The organism is Streptomyces sp. NPDC055013, assembly GCF_053608645.1.
In genome coordinates this window covers 1-17,017 of sequence record NZ_JBSGVW010000048.1, presented here as the reverse complement: position 1 = coordinate 17,017, position 17,017 = coordinate 1, and the positions used below count along the sequence as shown (strand labels likewise).

Below are 17,017 nucleotides of genomic sequence, written 5' to 3'. Positions count from 1 at the left end.
TACCTCACTGCTTCGGGCGGCTCGGCGGCGCGCACCACCATACTGGCCACTTCTGGCGCGTATCCCACGACCGCCTTGGAAACCCACACGGGACTCGCACGAGAGCGGCATGGCGAAGTAGTACGTCAATTGCCAAGTCGGACGGCGTCGCCCCCCGGTTGCCGCACAGGCGCGAGGGTGGCGCAGATCACAGCCACGGCCATGCCGCCGAGCAGGAAGAGGTAGGAGGCGGCGCCTGTGCCGAAGACGAAGTCGCCTTCGGGGCGGCTGGCGGTGAGCAGGATGACGGTGATCGTCCAGCCACCGGCGGGCGCGACGGCCGCGGCCCGGCTGCCCATCGCGCGGGCGGCACCCAGGCAGAGCCCGGCCTCGCCCGCGAGTGCGAGCAGCAGGCCGCCCGGGAACCATGCGGGCTGCACCAGCGCCCCGGCCACACCGACGACCGCGCCGAGCACGAAGAGCCCGACATGAGCGAGGACCCGCAGGGCGGAGGGCCGCTTCAGCGGCTGGGCGAGCATCGAGCTCATGACGCCTCCTCGGCGGCGATACCGGCGATACCGGCGACACCGGCGAACAGATCGGACTCCGTCCGCGATGCCTGCTCCCCGCGCACCAACTCGTAGTACTCGGTCGCGAAGAGGGGCTGCGCGAGTTCGTTGGAGAGCGCGAAGTACGGCTCGGCCACGTCGATCTGCGTGGCGTGCGCCCGCATCGCGGCGGCCTTGGCGGGGGCGTGGGCGGTGCCGTCGATCACGGTGGTGATCCGCTCGTCGTCCACGACACCCGGCACGTCGCCGACGGTGGCGGCCTTGGCGAAGGGCAATCCGGGCAGGTCCGCCTGAAGTCGGGCGAAGGCCTCCTCGGCGACCGTGCGCGGGACGCGGTTCCAGTAGATCTTGGGGATCCGCCACCCGGCGTCCGCGGCCAGCTCGGCCCCGCGCATGGCGACGCGGTGGGCCTGGATGTGGTCGGGGTGGCCGTAGCCGCCGTCGGGGTCGTAGGTGACGAGGACCTGGGGGCGTACCTCCAGGATGACCTCGACGAGCTCCCGGGCCGCCTCGTCGACGTCCGCCTGCCACAGGCTCGCGGGGTCGTCGTTGTCGGCGATGCCCATCATCCCCGAGTCCTCGAAACGGCCCCTGCCGCCGAGGAGACGGAAGTCCTCGACGCCGAGCTCGCGCATCGCGGCCGTGAGCTCGGCCAGGCGGTGTTCGCCGAGCTCGGCTCCGGTGAGATGGCGCAGCCCGGGGGGAATGACCTCGCCGTGTTCGCCGAGTGTGCAGGTGACCAGGGTCACCCGGGCACCCTCGGCCGCGTACTTGGCCATCGTCGCGCCGTTGTTGATCGACTCGTCGTCCGGGTGCGCGTGCACCAGGAGCAGACGCCGGTCGGGCAGTTCCGTCATGGGCCCCACCCTACGAGGCGACACCGACAGCGCTGCCCGGCACGGCTCAGAACTTGATGCTGCCGATCATGCCCGCGATGTTCGTCGTCAGCTCGCTGATGGTGGGAGCGACGGTCGAGGACGCCAGGTAGAAGCCGAGCAGCATGCAGACCACGGCATGGCCCGCCTTCAGCCCTGATTTCTTGACCAGCAGGAAGACGACGATCGCCAGCAGCACCACCGCCGAAATCGAGAGTGCCACGGCGGCTCACCTCCAAGAATCCCAGGCGCGGGGGTCGGACTATGGGGGCAGATAAATCCATGCAGCAGCCAGCAGGTTCATACCCACTATGCGCTTGTGATCATAACTATCCGTCCGTGCGCATCGATCGGCGCACAGCCGCACAAGGGGGCGCACTGGCCAATATGGTCGGGGCATGACGACCAAGCCTGTGTCCTTCCCCCGACGGCACGCCCGCACCCAGAGGTTCACCTTCGGCGCACCGCGCGCATTCACGGTGGCGCCCGACGGTTCCCGTGTCGTGTTCCTGCGCTCCACCTCCGGTACGGATCCGGCGAGTTCGCTGTGGGTGCTCGACACGGCGGACGGCGGGGAGCGCGTGGCGGCCGACCCGCGCGCCCTCCTGGGCGGCGCCTCGGAGGACCTCTCGCCCGAGGAGCGGGCACGCCGCGAGCGCAGCCGGGAGGGCGGCGCCGGCATCGTCTCCCACGCCACCGACGCGGCCGTGGAGTTGGCGTCCTTTGCCTTGTCAGGGCGGCTTTTCACGGCCGAACTGCGGGCCGGTACGGCACGTGAACTCCCGGTCCCCGGGCCGGTGATCGACCCGCGCCCCTCCCCCGACGGGCGGCACATCGCGTACGTCACGCAGGGCGCCCTGCGAGTGGTGGGCGCCGAGGGCGAGGGCGACCGTGCGCTCGCCGAGCCGGAGTCGGACGGGGTGACCTACGGCCTGGCGGAGTTCATCGCCGCCGAGGAGATGGGGCGCTACCGGGGCTTTTGGTGGGGTCCGGAGTCGGACCTGCTGCTGGTGGCGCGGGCGGACGACACGCCGGTGCGCCGGTGGTGGATCTCCGATCCGGCACGTCCGGAGCGCGAGCCGCAGCGAGTGGCGTATCCGGCGGCGGGAACACCGAACGCGGACGTGCGGCTGTTCGTGATCGGCCTGGACGGGGTGCGTACAGAGGTCTCCTGGGACCGGGCGCGGTACCCGTATCTGGCGCGAGTGCACTGGTCAGCGGCGGGTGCACCGCTGCTGCTCGTACAGGCGCGCGACCAGCGCAGCCAGCTGTTCCTGGCCGTGGACCCGGCGACGGGGGCGACCCGGATGGTGCACGCGGACGAAGATCCACAATGGCTGGATCTTTTCCCTGGGGTCCCCTGCTGGAGCCCCGCCGGGCATCTCGTGCGCATCGCCGACGAGGGCGGCGCACGCGTGCTCACGGTGGGCGAACGGCCGCTGACCGGACCGCAGTTGCACGTCCGCGCGGTACTGGACGTCACGTCCGACGACGTGCTGATCTCGGCGTCGGCGGGCGAGGCAGCGGCCGCTCCGGAGGTCGGCGAAGTGCACGTGTACCGGGTGAACGAGCTCGGCGTGGAGCGCGTTTCACAGGAGCCGGGCGTGCACTCGGCGGTGCGCGCCGGGGGCGTGACGGTGTTGGCCTCCCACACCCTTGACCGGCCCGGGGCTCAGGTCCAGGTGCTGCGGGACGGGAAGCCGATGGCGACGGTCCGGTCGCATGCCGAAGATCCTGGTTTGTCCCCGCGCGTGACCCTCACCGAAGGGGGCGCACGCAGCATCCCGTGCGCCGTGCTCATGCCTCGGGACTACGCCGGTGACACCCCGCTGCCGGTCTTGCTGGATCCCTACGGTGGTCCGCACGCCTCCCGGGTGGTCGCCGCGCACAATGCGCACCTCACCTCGCAATGGTTCGCCGACCAGGGGTTCGCGGTGATCGTCGCGGACGGGCGCGGCACGCCGGGGCGCTCGCCCGCGTGGGAGAAGGCCGTCAAGGACGACATCGCGGCGATCGTGGTGCAGGACCAGGTCGACGCCCTGCACGCGCTCGCCGAGCGGTTCCCGCTCGATCTGACCCGTGTGGCCATCCGGGGCTGGTCCTTCGGCGGTTACCTGGCGGGGCTCGCCGCGCTGCGCCGCCCGGACGTCTTCCACGCGGCGGTGGTCGGCGCACCGGTCACCGATCTGCGCCTGTACGACACCCACTACCAGGAGCGGTACGTCGGCCATCCCGACGAGCAGCCGGAGGTCTACCGCCGCAACTCGCTGATCGACGACGCGGGCCTGGTGGACGCGGCCGAACCGCACCGCCCGATGATGATCGTCCACGGCCTCGCGGACGACAACGTCGTGGTCGCCCACTCCCTGCGCCTGTCCTCGGCCCTGCTCGCCGCGGGCCGTCCGCACGAGGTGCTGCCGCTGTCCGGCGTCACACACATGACCCCGCAGGAAGCGGTCGCGGAGAACCTGCTGCTGCTTCAGCTGGACTTCCTGCAGCGGTCGCTGGCATAGCGGTTCAAAAGCGCTCGAACTGCGTTAACACGCAGGCAACTTCACCGAAGCGGCACCGATATACGGACGGTGGAGGCTGAACAGCGTACGGCCGTGCGGGTGCCGTAAGCGGGCCGGGGTGCGCCATGTCACCCCGGCCCGTTGCCTTGCGCCGCCGCGAAATGGCACGCCGAGTCGTGCGCCTCGGGACCGCCCGGGTCCCGCAGCCCGGACGGCACCGCGAGCGCCGGCACCTGCTCGGCGCAGCGTTCCTCCGCCTTCCAGCAGCGGGTGCGGAAGCGGCAGCCGGAGGGGACGTTCGTCGGGGACGGGACGTCGCCCGCGAGGATGATGCGCGCGCGGTGTTCACGGGCCTCCGGGTCGGGGACCGGGACCGCGGAGAGCAGCGCCTGGGTGTACGGGTGCGTGGGGTGGTCGTAGATCTCGGCGTCCCGGCCGATCTCCACGATCCGTCCGAGGTACATCACCCCGACGCGGTCGGAGATGTGCCGGACGATCGACAGGTCGTGGGCGATGAAGACGCAGGACAGGTCGAACTCGTTCTGCAGGCGGTCCATCAGGTTGATGACCTGGGCCTGGACCGAGACGTCGAGCGCGGAGACGGGTTCGTCGGCGACGATGACCTCCGGGCGCAGCGCCAGCCCCCGTGCGATGCCGATGCGTTGGCGCTGGCCGCCGGAGAACTGGTGCGGGTAGCGGTTGATGTGCTCGGGGTTGAGGCCGACCACGTCCAGCAGGTCCCGCACCCGGCGGCGGCGGTCACCCTTCGGGGCGACCTCGGGGTGGATGTCGTACGGCTCTCCGATGATGTCGCCCACCGTCATGCGGGGGTTGAGGGAGGTGTACGGGTCCTGGAAGACCATCTGGATGTTGCGGCGTACGGCCTTGAGGGCGCGGCCGGACAGTCCGGTGATGTCCTCGCCCTTGTACTTGATCGAACCGGCCGTCGGCCGTTCCAGGTTGACCAGCATCCTGGCGACCGTGGACTTGCCGCAGCCGGACTCGCCTACGATGCCGAGGGTTTCACCGCGGTGGAGGGTGAAGTCGACGCCGTCGACGGCCTTGACCGCGCCGACCTGTTTCCTGAAGAGGATGCCCCGGGTGAGCGGGTAGTGCTTGACGAGCCCGGTGACCTCCAGAATCGCCTCAGCCATCCAGGCACTCCCTCCAGAAGTGGCACGCGCTGCCCCGTACCTCGGAGACCTCGTACAGCTCGGGCACGTCGGTGCGGCACATGTCGCGGGCCATGGGACAGCGGGGGTTGAAGGCGCAGCCCTGCGGGATGTTCATGAGGTTGGGGGGCAGGCCCTTGATGGCGTAGAGCTCCTGGCCCTTCTGGTCCAGGCGCGGGATCGACTCCAGCAGGCCCCTGGTGTACGGGTGGCCGGGCGCCTTGTAGATGTCGTGCACGGGTGCCGACTCCACGATGCGGCCCGCGTACATCACGGCGATCCGGTCCGCGACGTCCGCGACGACGCCGAGGTCGTGGGTGATGAGGATCAGGCCCATGCGGTACTCGCGCTGGAGCTCCGCCAGCAGATCCATGACCTGGGCCTGGACGGTGACGTCGAGGGCGGTGGTGGGCTCGTCGGCGATGATGAGCGCGGGTTCGAGGGCGAGGGCCATCGCGATCATGATGCGCTGGCGCATACCGCCGGAGAACTGGTGCGGGTACTGCTTGACGCGCTCGCGCGCGGCCGGGATGCGCACCCGGTCCATCAGCTCCACGGCCTTCGCCCGCGCGTCCTTCCTCGACATGCCGCGGTGCACCACGAACATCTCGCCGAGCTGGTCGCCGACGGTCAGCACGGGGTTCAGCGACGACAGGGCGTCCTGGAAGATCATCGCCATCTCGGCGCCGCGGACTGTGCGCCGCTGCTCATCCTTCAGCTTCAGCAGGTCCCGCCCCTGGAAGAGGATCTCGCCCCCGGTGATCCTCCCGGGCGGCGTGTCCAGAATCCCCATCACCGCCTGCGCGGTCACCGACTTCCCGGACCCGGACTCCCCGAGCACGGCAAGCGTCTCCCCCGCGTCCACGCCGTAACTCACCCCGTTGACCGCCTTGGCAACCCCGTCCCGCGTCCGGAACTCCACGTGCAGATCACGCACTTCGAGCAGCATGCCGCCGGCTCACCTCACTTTCGGATGGGGGGTGTGGGTGGCTTCGCCGCGGATGGCGCTTGGGAGGCGTCCCGGGGCGGGGGCCCGGACAGATCCTGAGGGCGTCGCACACCGCGACCCCGAGCACGACGGCGACCACCAGACGCCCGAGAGGACGTGGCGTCCGGCAGGCGCCCTGGGACTGCGGGCACCGCCACAGGACCACCTGCCCGCCGCCGTGCGCCGCGCGGTCGGTACCAGCGCCCCGCACCCGGCGGGTCGACTCCGCGTCTTTCTCCGAGGGCGTCGCACACAGCGACGCCGGGCATGACGACGACCGGGGCCGCGACCACCCGGCACCCGAGAGGAGGTGACGCACCGGCGGGCGTCCTGAGACAGCAAGTGCCCCGCGGGGTCGGCTCCCCCGCCGCCACCGGACGAGCGCGATCGGCATCACCACCCCGGGCGGGCCGCAGGCCGACTCCGTGTCGCCCTCCCGGACCCGAGCCCGCCGCAGCTCGCAAGGCCGCCGGGACCGGCGGGCCGTGTCCGAGGGACGAAGGTGGGCGCCCAGGCCGTGCCCCACGCCCACGCGCGAGGGCGCGAACCGCCCCGGAGCTTCCCTGATCGCAACCGCCACCGCGCCCTCACCTCAGCTTCGGATCGAGGGCGTCGCGGACTGCGTCGCCCAGCATGATGAAGGCCAGGACCGTGATGGCGAGGGCACCGGAGGGCCACAGGAGGGCGTGGGGGGCGTTGCGGATGTAGGGGGAGGCGGCCGAGATGTCGATGCCCCAGGAGACGCTGGGGGGCTTCAGGCCGACGCCCAGGTAGGACAGGGTCGCCTCCAGGGCGATGTACGTGCCCAGGGCGATGGTCGCGACCACGATCACCGGGGCGATGGCGTTGGGCGCGATGTGGCGCAGGAGGATGCGGGAGTTGGAGGCGCCGAGGGCGCGGGCGGCCTGGACGTAGTCGTGCTGTTTGGCGGTGATGACGGCGCCGCGCGCGATGCGGGAGATCTGCGGCCAGCCGAGCAGCACGATGAAGCCGATGACCGGCCAGATGGAGTTGCCGGTGACCACGGACAGCAGGACCAGGCCCCCGAGGATCACCGGGATGGCGAAGAAGACGTCGGTGACGCGGGAGAGGAACGAGTCCCACAGGCCGCCGAAGAAGCCGGCCAGCGCCCCGAGCACCGAGCCGAGGACCGCGACCCCGAGCGTGGCGCAGACGCCCACCGCGACGGACGTACGGGCGCCGTAGACCGTGCGCGTGTAGACGTCGCAGCCCTGGCCGTCGTAGCCGAAGGGATGGCCGGGCGCGGAACCCTGCTGGGCCTTGGCGAGGTCGCACGTGAGGGGGCTGCCGGAGGCGATCGCCGAGGGCCACAGGGAGATGAAGAGCAGGAAGAGAATGATCAGGCCCGAGACGATGAAGACGGGGTTGCGGAACAGGTCCTGCCGGGCGTCGGACCAGAGGCTGCGCGGACGTTCGTCCGCCGAGGCCGCCGATGGGTCGGGCGCCGGCGGTCCCGTGCCCTGCGGACCTCGCGGTGCCGGCCCGACCGGCGGCGGCTCCAGCGTCTGCGCCTCGCCCGCGGCCAGCTCCATCGCACCGCCCGCGCCGCTGCCGGCGATCGCCCCCTCGGACTGGAACGGCTGCTCAGGCATAGCGGATCCTCGGGTCGAGTACGGCGTACAGCAGGTCGACGACCAGGTTGCAGACGAGGAAGACGAGGACGAGGACCGTCACGAAGCCGACGACGGTCTGCGTGTTCTGGCGCAGGATGCCCTGGTAGAGCTGATAGCCGACGCCGTGGATGTTGAAGATCCGCTCGGTGACGATCGCGCCGCCCATGAGGAAGCCGATGTCGGCGCCGATGAAGGTGACGACGGGGATGAGCGAGTTGCGGAGCAGATGCCGGGTGACCACTCGGTGCCTCGGCAAGCCCTTGGCGATCGCCGTACGGACGTAGTCGGAGCGCCGGTTCTCGGCGATCGAGGTGCGGGTCAGCCGGGTCACGTACGCGAGGGAGACCGAGGCGAGGACGAGGCCCGGAATCAGCAGCTCGCCGAAGGGGGCCTGCGCGGAGACCGACGGGCGGATCCAGCCCCACTCCACCCCGAGCAGCAGCTGGAGCAGCAGACCGGTGACGAAGGTGGGGACGGAGATCACGACGAGGGTCAGGAGCAGGACGCCGGAGTCGACGGGGCGGCCCCGCCGCAGGCCGGTGACGACGCCCAGCGTGACGCCGATGAGGACCTCGAAGAGGATCGCGACGATCGTGAGCCGGAAGGTGACCGGGAAGGCCGTCGACATCAGCTCGGTGACTTCCTGGCCGTTGAACGCCGTACCGAAGTCTCCGGTGAAGACGTTCCCCATATAGGTCAGGTACTGCTGCCACACGGACTTGTCGAGGCCGAACTCCTTCCTGAGCTGAGCCGCCGTCGCCGCGTCGCACTGCCGGTCGCCGCACAGGCCCGCGACGGGGTCGCCCATCACGTTGACCATGAGGAAGATCAGCAGGGTGGCCCCGATGAACACCGGGACCATCTGCACCAGGCGCCGGACGACGTACCGCCCCATGACGGACTCAGCCGACCTTGATCTCGTTGTAGACGGGGACGCTGAACGGGTTGAGGGCCACGTTGGACAGCCGCTGCGACCAGCCGGCGCTGCCGTTCTGGTACCAGAGCGGAATGGCCGCCATGTTGTCCCGGACGACCGCCTCGGCCTTCTGGAACATCTCCACGGCCCGCGCGGGGTCGGTCTCGGCGTTCGCCGCGTCGACGAGCTTGTCGAACTCCTCGTTGGACCACTTGCCGTCGTTGGAGGAGGCGTTGGTGTAGTAGAGCGGCTGGAGGAAGTTCTGGGTGAGCGGGTAGTCCATCTGCCACCCCGCCCGGAAGGGGCCGGAGAGCTTCTGGGTCGTGCTCTTGCTGCGGAAGTCGGCGAAGGTGCCGATCGGGTTGCCGACGCAGGCCCGGTCGTTGCCCAGGGCGTTGTTGATGGAGTTGCAGACGGCGTCCACCCACAGCTTGTGGGAGCCGGTGTCCGCGTTGTAGGTGATCTTCACCTGCCCGCCGGGCAGCCCGCCGCCCTCCTCGATCAGCTTCTTCGCCGCGACCGCGTCGTACTGGCACCACTCACCGCACAGCCCCTCCTTGTAGCCGCCCTCGGCGCCCAGGACGGGTGAGGTCCAGTCGGTCGCGGGCGTGCGGGTCCCCTGGAAGATGGTCCTGGTGATCTGCTCACGGTCGATCGCCCGGGACAGCCCCTTGCGGACCTTGACCGAGCCGGCCTTGTTCCAGTCCTTGTCGTAGTGCGGGAAAGCCAGGGTCTGGATGATGCCGGCCGGGGTGTTGAGGTAGCGGTCGCCGAGGTCACCGCGGACGTTCGTCAGCTGCTGGGCCGGCACGTCGTCGACGAGGTCGAGGTTGCCGGCCATCAGGTCGGTGTAGGCCGTGTTGTTGTCCGTATAGACCTTGAGGGTGACGCCGCCGTTCAGGGCCGCGTCCGGACCCGGGTACGCGTCCCATCTCGCGAGGCTCATCTCGGAGCCCTTGGTGTACGACGCCACGGTGTACGGGCCGTTGCCGACCGGCTTGGCGAGCCAGCCGGCGTGGTCGTCGTAGAAGGCGCGCGGCAGCGGGACGAAGGCGTTGTAGCCGAGGGTGTCGGGGAAGCCGGAGAACTTCTGGCTGAGCCGGACCGTGAACGTCCTGTCGTCGACCACCTTCAGCCCGGACATGGTGTCGGCGCTCTGCTCGCCCTCGGCGGGATGGACCTTGTCGTAGCCGTCGATGTAGCTGAAGAAGTAGGCGTTCTTCTGGTTGTTCTTCAGGCTCGCCCCGTAGTTCCAGGCGTCCACGAAGGACTTGGCGGTGACCTGCTCGCCGTCGCTGAAGGTCCAGCCGTCCTTGACGGTGATCGTGTAGGTGCGCGAGTCGGTGGTCTCGATCCGCTCGGCGAGCATGTCCTCGGCCTCGCCGGTCTTCGGGTTGTACTGCTTCAGGCCCCGGAAGATCATGGAGAGCACCTTGCCGCCCTGCACCTCATTGGTGTTGGCCGGCTCCAGCGGGTTCTGCGGATCGGTCCACGACGAGCTCAGCACCTCGCCGCCGGCTCCGCTGTCACCCCCGCCTCCACAGGCCGTCGCCACGAGCGCGACCGCCATCGCACATGCGGCCCGTCCGGCGAATGTGGCTCCACGCATGGAGTGCCTCCTCTGGTACTGATCCGTTACGGGCCAATATCGAGCGAAAAGGCGCATATCGCACATGGACTCCGGCCAATGGAGCAACAGACCGTCCGAATGCCGGAGCTCGGGCCGCACCCACGGGGCGTCCGCAGGGGCCGCGCAACGCCCGCACGACGTCCGTGCGGGCGACGAAACGGACTTCTCTCATCCGGCCCAATGGATCTTCGATGTATGACGCAATGGATCTCCACCATCCGATGCCGAACCGTTGGATTACGACCGCTGGATGTACACATTTCGATACAGGAGCGTCCGCATATCGAACTCGTTGCCCGATTGGTCCAGTTAGTCCGAGTCAAGGCACAACTCAATCACGTTGCGCTACCCGCGTAGCTACGGAATGGTCAAGACAGGGTAAAGAACGTAAAGAGACAACCAAGTCGGCCGAGAATTTATTGACCTTGAATGAATTGCGTTGAAAAAGTCCGGCGTAGCCCGTAGGGGAGCGTGCCCTGCGGAGTCATCAGACCCTCCCTTGGGCCAGGAGCACCATGACCCCCCCAACTCCATCCGCGGCTGCCCCGCTTGAGGCGACTGACGAAAGCATCGACAAGTCGCCTTCGCCCTCCACCCCTAAGGGCAACGAAAGCCGCTCGCCGGGACGGCTGGCGTGGACTCGCTTCAAGCGGGACCACACGGGCGTCATATCGGCGTACATCGTGATCTTCTTCTTCGTGATCGCGCTCGCCGCTCCGCTCATTGCGAAGCTGTACGGGAAGGATCCGTACACGACGTACGCGAGCCAGCAGCCTGAGCTGCTGAACGCCTTCGCGTACCCGGCGGGTCCGAACGGCGGTATCAGCTCGGACTTCTGGTTCGGCGTGGAGCCGCAGCTCGGGCGAGACGTCTTCACCTTCCTGCTCTACGCGATCCGCACCTCGCTCGGCATCGCCGTCGCGGCCACCTTGCTCACCGTCATCCTCGGGGTGGTCATCGGCGTCACCGCGGGCTACCTCGGCGGCAGGACGGACTACTTCGTGGGCCGGGTCATCGACATCCTGCTGTCGTTCCCGTCCACCCTCTTCTTCATCGCCTTCATGCCGGTCGTGTACGGACTCTTCGTCGCTCCCGACGAGAACATCCCCACGTGGCTGCGCGCCGCCGGCCTGATCATCGTGCTCTCCGCCTTCGGCTGGGCCTCCATCGCCCGACTGCTGCGCGGGCAGGTACTCGGCCTGCGCGAGCGGGAGTTCGTCGAGGCCGCCAAGGTCACGGGCGCGTCACCGCGGCGTATCGTCTTCAAGGAGCTGCTGCCCAACCTGTGGACTCCGATCATCATCCAGTCCACGCTGATGCTCCCGGCCTTCGTCACCGCTGAGGCGGGTCTCGCCTTCCTGGGTGTCGGCATGATCGACCCGACCCCGGACTGGGGCGTCATGATCCAGCGAGGCGCCCAGTTCTACACGGAGGACCTCACCTTCATGCTCTTCCCGGGCCTGTCCATGGTGATCTTCGTGCTCGCGTTCAACCTCCTCGGTGACTCGGTGCGTGACGCACTCGACCCGAAGTCCAAGCGCTGACTCCGGCTCATTTCAGGACCACGGCGAAGTCGCCGGGTGCCGGATTCTTCTCTCATCAACCCACTTCAAGGCAGGATGCGATGTCCTTCTCGCGTAGAAACTTCCTGATCGCCACCGGCGTGGCCGCGGCGTCGACCTCGGTGCTGAGCGCCTGCAGCAGCGGCAGCGAGGGCGGCTCGCAGGACCAGGCCCCGAAGGTCACCGGCTCCAAGACCACCGAGATCCCCGTGGGCACCAAGGCCGACTCGACCGGCCCGGCCCCCGAGGTCAAGGGCGCGGTGACGGGCGGGACGATCTACTCGCTCCAGCAGTTCGACATGGACCACATGGACCCGGCGCAGATCTACGTCTCGACCGAGGGCGCCATCACCGTCCCGATCATGCGCGGTCTGACCGGCTACAAGCTGGACGACAAGGGCGGGGCCACCCTGGTCGGCGACGCCGCCACCGACGCCGGCACGATGAAGGACGGCGGCAAGACCTGGTCCTTCACCATCAAGGACGGCATCAAGTGGGAGGACGGCGCCGACCTCTCCATGGACGACGTCCGCCACACCTTCGAGCGCCTCTTCGCGAGCTTCATCACCGAGGGCCCGATCTACGTCCAGGAGTTCCTGGAGGGCGGCGACAAGTACGACGGCCCGTACGACGGCAAGAGCCTCGACTCCATCGAGATCGACGGCAAGACCATAACCTTCCGTCTCAAGGAAGCCCGCGTCGACTTCAACTACACGCTCGCGATGCGTGGTTACTCCCTGGTGCCCAAGAAGGGTGACACCAAGGAGAAGTACGACAAGAAGCCGGTCTCCTGCGGTCCGTACAAGATCGAGAGCCGCAGCATCGGCAAGTCGATGACCTTCGTGCGCAACGAGCACTGGGACGCGAAGACCGACCCGATCCGCAACGCCTACCCGGACAAGTTCGTCTTCCAGATGGGCTACGAGCTGGTCGCGTCGACCGACCGCTGGATCGCGGACCAGGGCAACGACCAGTACGCGGTGCCGATCTTCAACGAGGTCGCCCCCGAGCGCCTCGCCCAGGTCCTCACCAAGCCCGAGCTGAAGAAGCGCGTCCTCACCGCGGTCGACACGGTCACCTACTACTGGCCGATCAACATGACCCGGGTCAAGGACCTCAAGGTCCGTCAGGCCATCAACCACGCCTGGCCGCACCAGCAGCTCCAGACCATCGGCGGCGGCGCCGCGTCCCAGGAGATCGCCACCACGATCTTCGCCCCGGTGACGCCCGGTTACACCAAGTTCGACCTGTACGGCGTCGACAAGAAGCCGGGCGGCGACCCCGCGAAGGCCAAGGCCCTGCTGAAGGAGGCCGGCAAGGAGGGCTACAAGCTGGTCATCGCCTACCAGCAGTCCGACACCGCGGTGAAGACCGCCGTCGCCATCAAGAACGCGCTGGAGGCGGCCGGCTTCCAGGTCGTCAACAAGCAGGTCGACAAGTCGACGTTCTACACCCAGATCGGCAAGATCGACAACGACTTCGACCTGTTCGCCGCCGGCTGGAGCCCGGACTGGCCGGGCGGTTACTCGCAGTTCTACCCGTGCTGGAGCGGCAAGAACATCGGCGACGGCCGCAGCAACTACGCCCAGCTGGACGACCCGAGCGTCAACAAGGCCATCGACGCCGCGGGCAGGATCGCGGACGTCGAGGAGGCCAACAAGGCCTGGGGCAACGTCGACAAGATGATCATGGAGCTGGCCGCGGTCGTCCCGGACTACCACAAGATCCGGAACTACCTGCACGGCTCCAAGGTCGGCAACGTCGTCTGGGACGGCGGCAACACCTGCGTCGCGCTCACCAAGCTCTACGCCAAGAAGTAAGCGAGCACGACCCCTGGGGGCGGCCATTGCACATGGCCGCCCCTGCGGCCCACCCCCCTCTACTTCCTCCCGGCGACGGCGCCCCGTCCGGAAAGTCACGCCTCATGTTCCGCTTCCTTGTCCGCCGAGTCATCGGCGCGCTGGTCATTCTGTTGATCATCAGCGCCATCACCTTCTGGCTCTTCTACGCCGTGCCGCGTGACCCCGCGATGATGTCCTGCGGCAAGAACTGCACGCCCGAGAACCTGGCGCAGATCCGGCAGAACCTGGGCATCGACAAGCCGATCCCGGTGCAGTACTGGCTGTGGCTCGTCGGCGTCTTCGTCGGGCGCGACTACGCCAACTACGACTTCTGCAACGCACCCTGCCTCGGGTACTCCTTCGCCAACCGCGAGCCCGTCTTCGACACGATCATGGACCGTCTGCCGACGACCCTGTCGCTCGCCTTCGGCGCGGCCGTCGTCTTCCTGATCCTCGGTATCGGCGCGGGCATGCTCGCGGCGCTCAAGCAGGGCAAGTTCCTGGACAAGTTCGCCAGCTCCGCCTCGCTGCTCGGCTCCTCGCTCCAGATCTACTTCGTCGGCTACATCGCGATGTTCTTCTTCGTCGCGCAGCTCGGGTGGCTCGACCAGCCGCAGTGGACCCCGCTCTCGGAGAACCCGGCCGCCTGGTTCGGCGGGCTGCTGTTGCCCTGGCTGGTCCTCGCGATCATCTTCACTGCCAACTACACGCGTATGACCCGCTCCCAGCTCGTGGAGCAACTCAGCGAGGACTACGTCCGCACGGCACGGGCCAAGGGTCTGTCCCGGTCGAACGTGTTCTTCCGGTTTGCCTGGCGCGGCGCGATGGGCCCCATCGTCACGGTGTTCGGCATCGACCTGGGCACGCTGATCGGCGGTGCCATCATCACCGAGTCGACCTTCAGCCTCCCGGGCGTCGGCCGGCTCGCGGTGAAGTCCGTGGACCAGAGCGACCTGCCGATGCTGCTGGGTGTGACCCTGCTGGCGGCCGGCGCGATCGTCTTCGCCAACATCATCGTGGACGCCGTCTACGCCCTCATCGACCCGCGGATCCGGCTCGCCTGACCTCCGCCCCCCACTCCCGACCCCTCGCATCACCCCCTCAGGAGCGTCCCCGTGACGAGCACCGATCAGCAGCCCTTCCTCTCCGTCAAGGACCTTCAAGTCCACTTCTCCACCGAGGACGGCATCGTCAAGGCCGTCGACGGGCTCTCCTTCGACCTTGCCAAGGGCCAGACGCTCGGCATCGTGGGTGAGTCGGGATCCGGCAAGTCCGTCACCAACCTGACGATCCTGGGCCTGCACGACCCGTTCCGCACCAAGATCGACGGCGAGATCCTGCTGGACGGCAAGGAGCTGCTCACCGCATCCGAGCGGGAGCTGGAGCGGCTGCGCGGCAACAAGATGTCCATGATCTTCCAGGACGCGCTTGCCTCGCTGTCGCCGTACCACACCATCGGGACGCAGATCGGCGAGACGTACCGCAAGCACACCGGCGCCTCCAAGAAGGAGGCCCGGGCGCGGGCGATCGAGATGCTGCGGCGGGTCGGGATCCCGCAGCCGGACATGCGGGTGGACGACTACCCGCACCAGTTCTCCGGCGGTATGCGCCAGCGCGCGATGATCGCGATGGCGCTGGTCTGCGACCCCGAGCTGCTGATCGCGGACGAGCCGACCACCGCGCTCGACGTGACCGTCCAGGCGCAGATCATGGACCTGCTCAAGGACCTGCAGCAGGAGTTCGGCACGGCGATCATCTTCATCACGCACGACCTCGGTGTCATCGCCGACATCGCGGACGACGTGCTGGTGATGTACGGCGGCCGGTGCGTGGAGCGGGGCACCAAGGAGGAGGTGCTGCGCGACCCGCAGCACCCCTACACCGTGGGTCTGCTCAGCTCCATGCCGAGCCTGGACGGGCCGGTCGACGTGCCGCTGTCGCCGATCCCGGGTGCGCCTCCGTCACTGCTGAACCCGCCCACCGGCTGCCGCTTCCACCCGCGGTGCGCCTTCACCGACAAGGTCTCGGGCGGGCTGTGCTCCAGCGAGCGGCCGCTCCTCGACGTGGTGGACGGCCGGGGTTCCGCCTGCCACCTGGCGCCGGAGGAGCGCAAGGATCTGTTCGCCGAATTCGCCGGATCCCGGCACTGACTGACGTACACGAGACGGGACTTCACCATCATGAGCAACGCGCAACCGCTCCTGGACGTCAGCGGTCTGACCAAGCACTTCCCCATCAAGGGCGGCTTCCCGATCAAACGCACGGTCGGGGCCGTCAAGGCCGTGGACGGCCTCGACTTCCAGGTGGCCGAGGGTGAGGCCCTCGGTCTGGTCGGCGAGTCGGGCTGCGGCAAGTCGACGACCGGACGGCTGATCACGCGGCTCCTGGAGCCGACGGGCGGCAAGATCTCCTACCGCGGCCAGGACATCACGCACGCGGGCCGCAAGAAGCTCGCGCCGGTCCGTTCCGAGATCCAGATGATCTTCCAGGACCCGTACGCGTCCCTGAACCCGCGCCAGACGGTCGGCAAGATCATCTCCGGCCCGATGGAGATCAACGACATCAACCCGGCGGGCGGCCGCGAGAAGCGCGTACGCGAACTGCTGGAGATCGTCGGCCTGAACCCCGAGCACTACAACCGCTTCCCGCACGAGTTCTCCGGCGGTCAGCGCCAGCGCATCGGCGTGGCACGGGCACTGGCCCTCGAACCGAAGCTGATCGTGGCCGACGAGCCGGTCTCCGCGCTGGACGTCTCCATCCAGGCACAGGTCGTCAACCTGCTGCAGAAGGTCCAGCAGGAACTGGGCATCGCCTTCGTCTTCATCGCCCACGACCTGGCCGTCGTACGGCACTTCTCGCAGCGCGTCGCGGTCATGTACCTCGGCAAGATCGTCGAGATCGCCGACCGCGACGACCTGTACGAGAACCCGCGCCACCCGTACACCCGGGCGCTGCTGTCCGCCGTGCCCGAGGCGACGGTGGAGGAGACCCCCCGCGAGCGCATCCGCCTCCAGGGCGACGTCCCCTCCCCCATCAACCCGCCCTCCGGCTGCCGCTTCCGCACCCGCTGCTGGAAGGCGACGGACAAGTGCGCGACCGAGGCCCCGCCGCTGGTCCAGGTCGAGGGCAACAAGCCCGGCCACCTGACCGCGTGCCACTACCCGGAGACGGACGACGCGGTCCCCGCGCCGCGTCTCGCCAAGGACCCCCAGCCGGCGGTCTGACACACCCCTTTTCGTCAGTCGCCGTGCCCGGAACGGACTTTCACCGGCCCATTGACCCGAGCCCATGAGCGTCCGGTTCCAGGGGAAGGAGGGCCCGTGCGCACCCCATGGGGC

General features: G+C 68.6%; 14 protein-coding genes. 6 read left to right on the top strand and 8 right to left on the bottom strand.

Features of this window, described 5'->3' with window-relative positions; genetic code table 11:
- Positions 1–125 precede the first annotated feature (125 nt).
- Genes ACWGDB_RS37705 through ACWGDB_RS37695 form a run of 3 tightly spaced genes read right to left on the bottom strand, consistent with a single transcriptional unit; the run spans position 126 to position 1,646 of the window.
- Positions 126–527 carry a DUF6113 family protein gene (locus tag ACWGDB_RS37705; RefSeq protein WP_453826582.1) on the bottom strand — a complete coding sequence of 134 codons (402 nt, stop codon included), beginning with the start codon at positions 525–527 and terminating at the stop codon, positions 126–128.
- On the bottom strand, positions 524–1,405 hold the full coding sequence (gene mshB, locus ACWGDB_RS37700; RefSeq protein WP_453826581.1) for an N-acetyl-1-D-myo-inositol-2-amino-2-deoxy-alpha-D-glucopyranoside deacetylase: 882 nt from the start codon (positions 1,403–1,405) through the stop codon (positions 524–526). The genes ACWGDB_RS37705 and mshB overlap by 4 nt, the downstream gene beginning before the upstream one ends.
- Before the next feature lie 46 nt (positions 1,406–1,451).
- Positions 1,452–1,646, bottom strand: coding sequence for a hypothetical protein (locus ACWGDB_RS37695; RefSeq protein ID WP_328423806.1), 195 nt, complete (start codon positions 1,644–1,646; stop codon positions 1,452–1,454).
- Positions 1,647–1,821: 175 nt separating this feature from the next.
- Between ACWGDB_RS37695 and ACWGDB_RS37690 the strand changes: the two genes are divergently transcribed.
- A complete protein-coding gene (locus ACWGDB_RS37690; protein ID WP_453826580.1) occupies positions 1,822–3,936 on the top strand; it encodes a prolyl oligopeptidase family serine peptidase in 2,115 nt (704 codons plus the stop codon).
- A 128-nt stretch (positions 3,937–4,064) separates the two neighbouring features.
- On the opposite strand, the gene ACWGDB_RS37685 is transcribed toward ACWGDB_RS37690, so the two are convergent.
- The 5 genes from ACWGDB_RS37685 to ACWGDB_RS37665 form a co-directional block, all read right to left on the bottom strand.
- A complete protein-coding gene (locus ACWGDB_RS37685) occupies positions 4,065–5,090 on the bottom strand; it encodes an ABC transporter ATP-binding protein (RefSeq protein ID WP_453826579.1) in 1,026 nt (341 codons plus the stop codon).
- Entirely contained in the window at positions 5,083–6,057 is a 975-nt protein-coding gene (locus ACWGDB_RS37680; protein ID WP_453826578.1) for an ABC transporter ATP-binding protein, read from the bottom strand. Before ACWGDB_RS37680 ends, ACWGDB_RS37685 begins: the two co-directional genes overlap by 8 nt.
- A 626-nt stretch (positions 6,058–6,683) precedes the next feature.
- The gene (locus tag ACWGDB_RS37675) at positions 6,684–7,709 is read right to left on the bottom strand and encodes an ABC transporter permease (RefSeq protein WP_453826577.1); all 1,026 of its coding nucleotides are present in this window, start codon (positions 7,707–7,709) and stop codon (positions 6,684–6,686) included.
- On the bottom strand, positions 7,702–8,625 hold the full coding sequence (locus ACWGDB_RS37670; RefSeq protein ID WP_453826576.1) for an ABC transporter permease: 924 nt from the start codon (positions 8,623–8,625) through the stop codon (positions 7,702–7,704). The genes ACWGDB_RS37675 and ACWGDB_RS37670 overlap by 8 nt, the downstream gene beginning before the upstream one ends.
- Positions 8,626–8,632: 7 nt before the next feature.
- On the bottom strand, positions 8,633–10,255 hold the full coding sequence (locus tag ACWGDB_RS37665; protein ID WP_453826575.1) for a peptide ABC transporter substrate-binding protein: 1,623 nt from the start codon (positions 10,253–10,255) through the stop codon (positions 8,633–8,635).
- 536 nt (positions 10,256–10,791) lie between these two features.
- Here ACWGDB_RS37665 and ACWGDB_RS37660 point away from each other — a divergent pair.
- The 5 genes from ACWGDB_RS37660 to ACWGDB_RS37640 all read left to right on the top strand — a co-directional run bounded on the left by ACWGDB_RS37660 (position 10,792) and on the right by ACWGDB_RS37640 (position 16,903).
- Positions 10,792–11,820: an ABC transporter permease gene (locus ACWGDB_RS37660; RefSeq protein ID WP_427840084.1), complete on the top strand. Its 1,029-nt coding sequence runs from the start codon at positions 10,792–10,794 to the stop codon at positions 11,818–11,820.
- A gap of 80 nt (positions 11,821–11,900) precedes the next feature.
- Complete coding sequence (locus ACWGDB_RS37655) at positions 11,901–13,658, top strand: ABC transporter substrate-binding protein (RefSeq protein ID WP_453826574.1); 1,758 nt, start codon at positions 11,901–11,903, stop codon at positions 13,656–13,658.
- A 104-nt stretch (positions 13,659–13,762) separates the two neighbouring features.
- Positions 13,763–14,743, top strand: a complete 981-nt coding sequence (locus ACWGDB_RS37650) for an ABC transporter permease (protein WP_363034853.1) — start codon at positions 13,763–13,765, stop codon at positions 14,741–14,743.
- Positions 14,744–14,794: 51 nt separating this feature from the next.
- Positions 14,795–15,829, top strand: a complete 1,035-nt coding sequence (locus ACWGDB_RS37645; RefSeq protein WP_383628141.1) for an ABC transporter ATP-binding protein — start codon at positions 14,795–14,797, stop codon at positions 15,827–15,829.
- Between the two features lie 30 nt (positions 15,830–15,859).
- Positions 15,860–16,903 carry an ABC transporter ATP-binding protein gene (locus ACWGDB_RS37640; RefSeq protein ID WP_453826573.1) on the top strand — a complete coding sequence of 348 codons (1,044 nt, stop codon included), beginning with the start codon at positions 15,860–15,862 and terminating at the stop codon, positions 16,901–16,903.
- Positions 16,904–17,017: the final 114 nt, after the last annotated feature.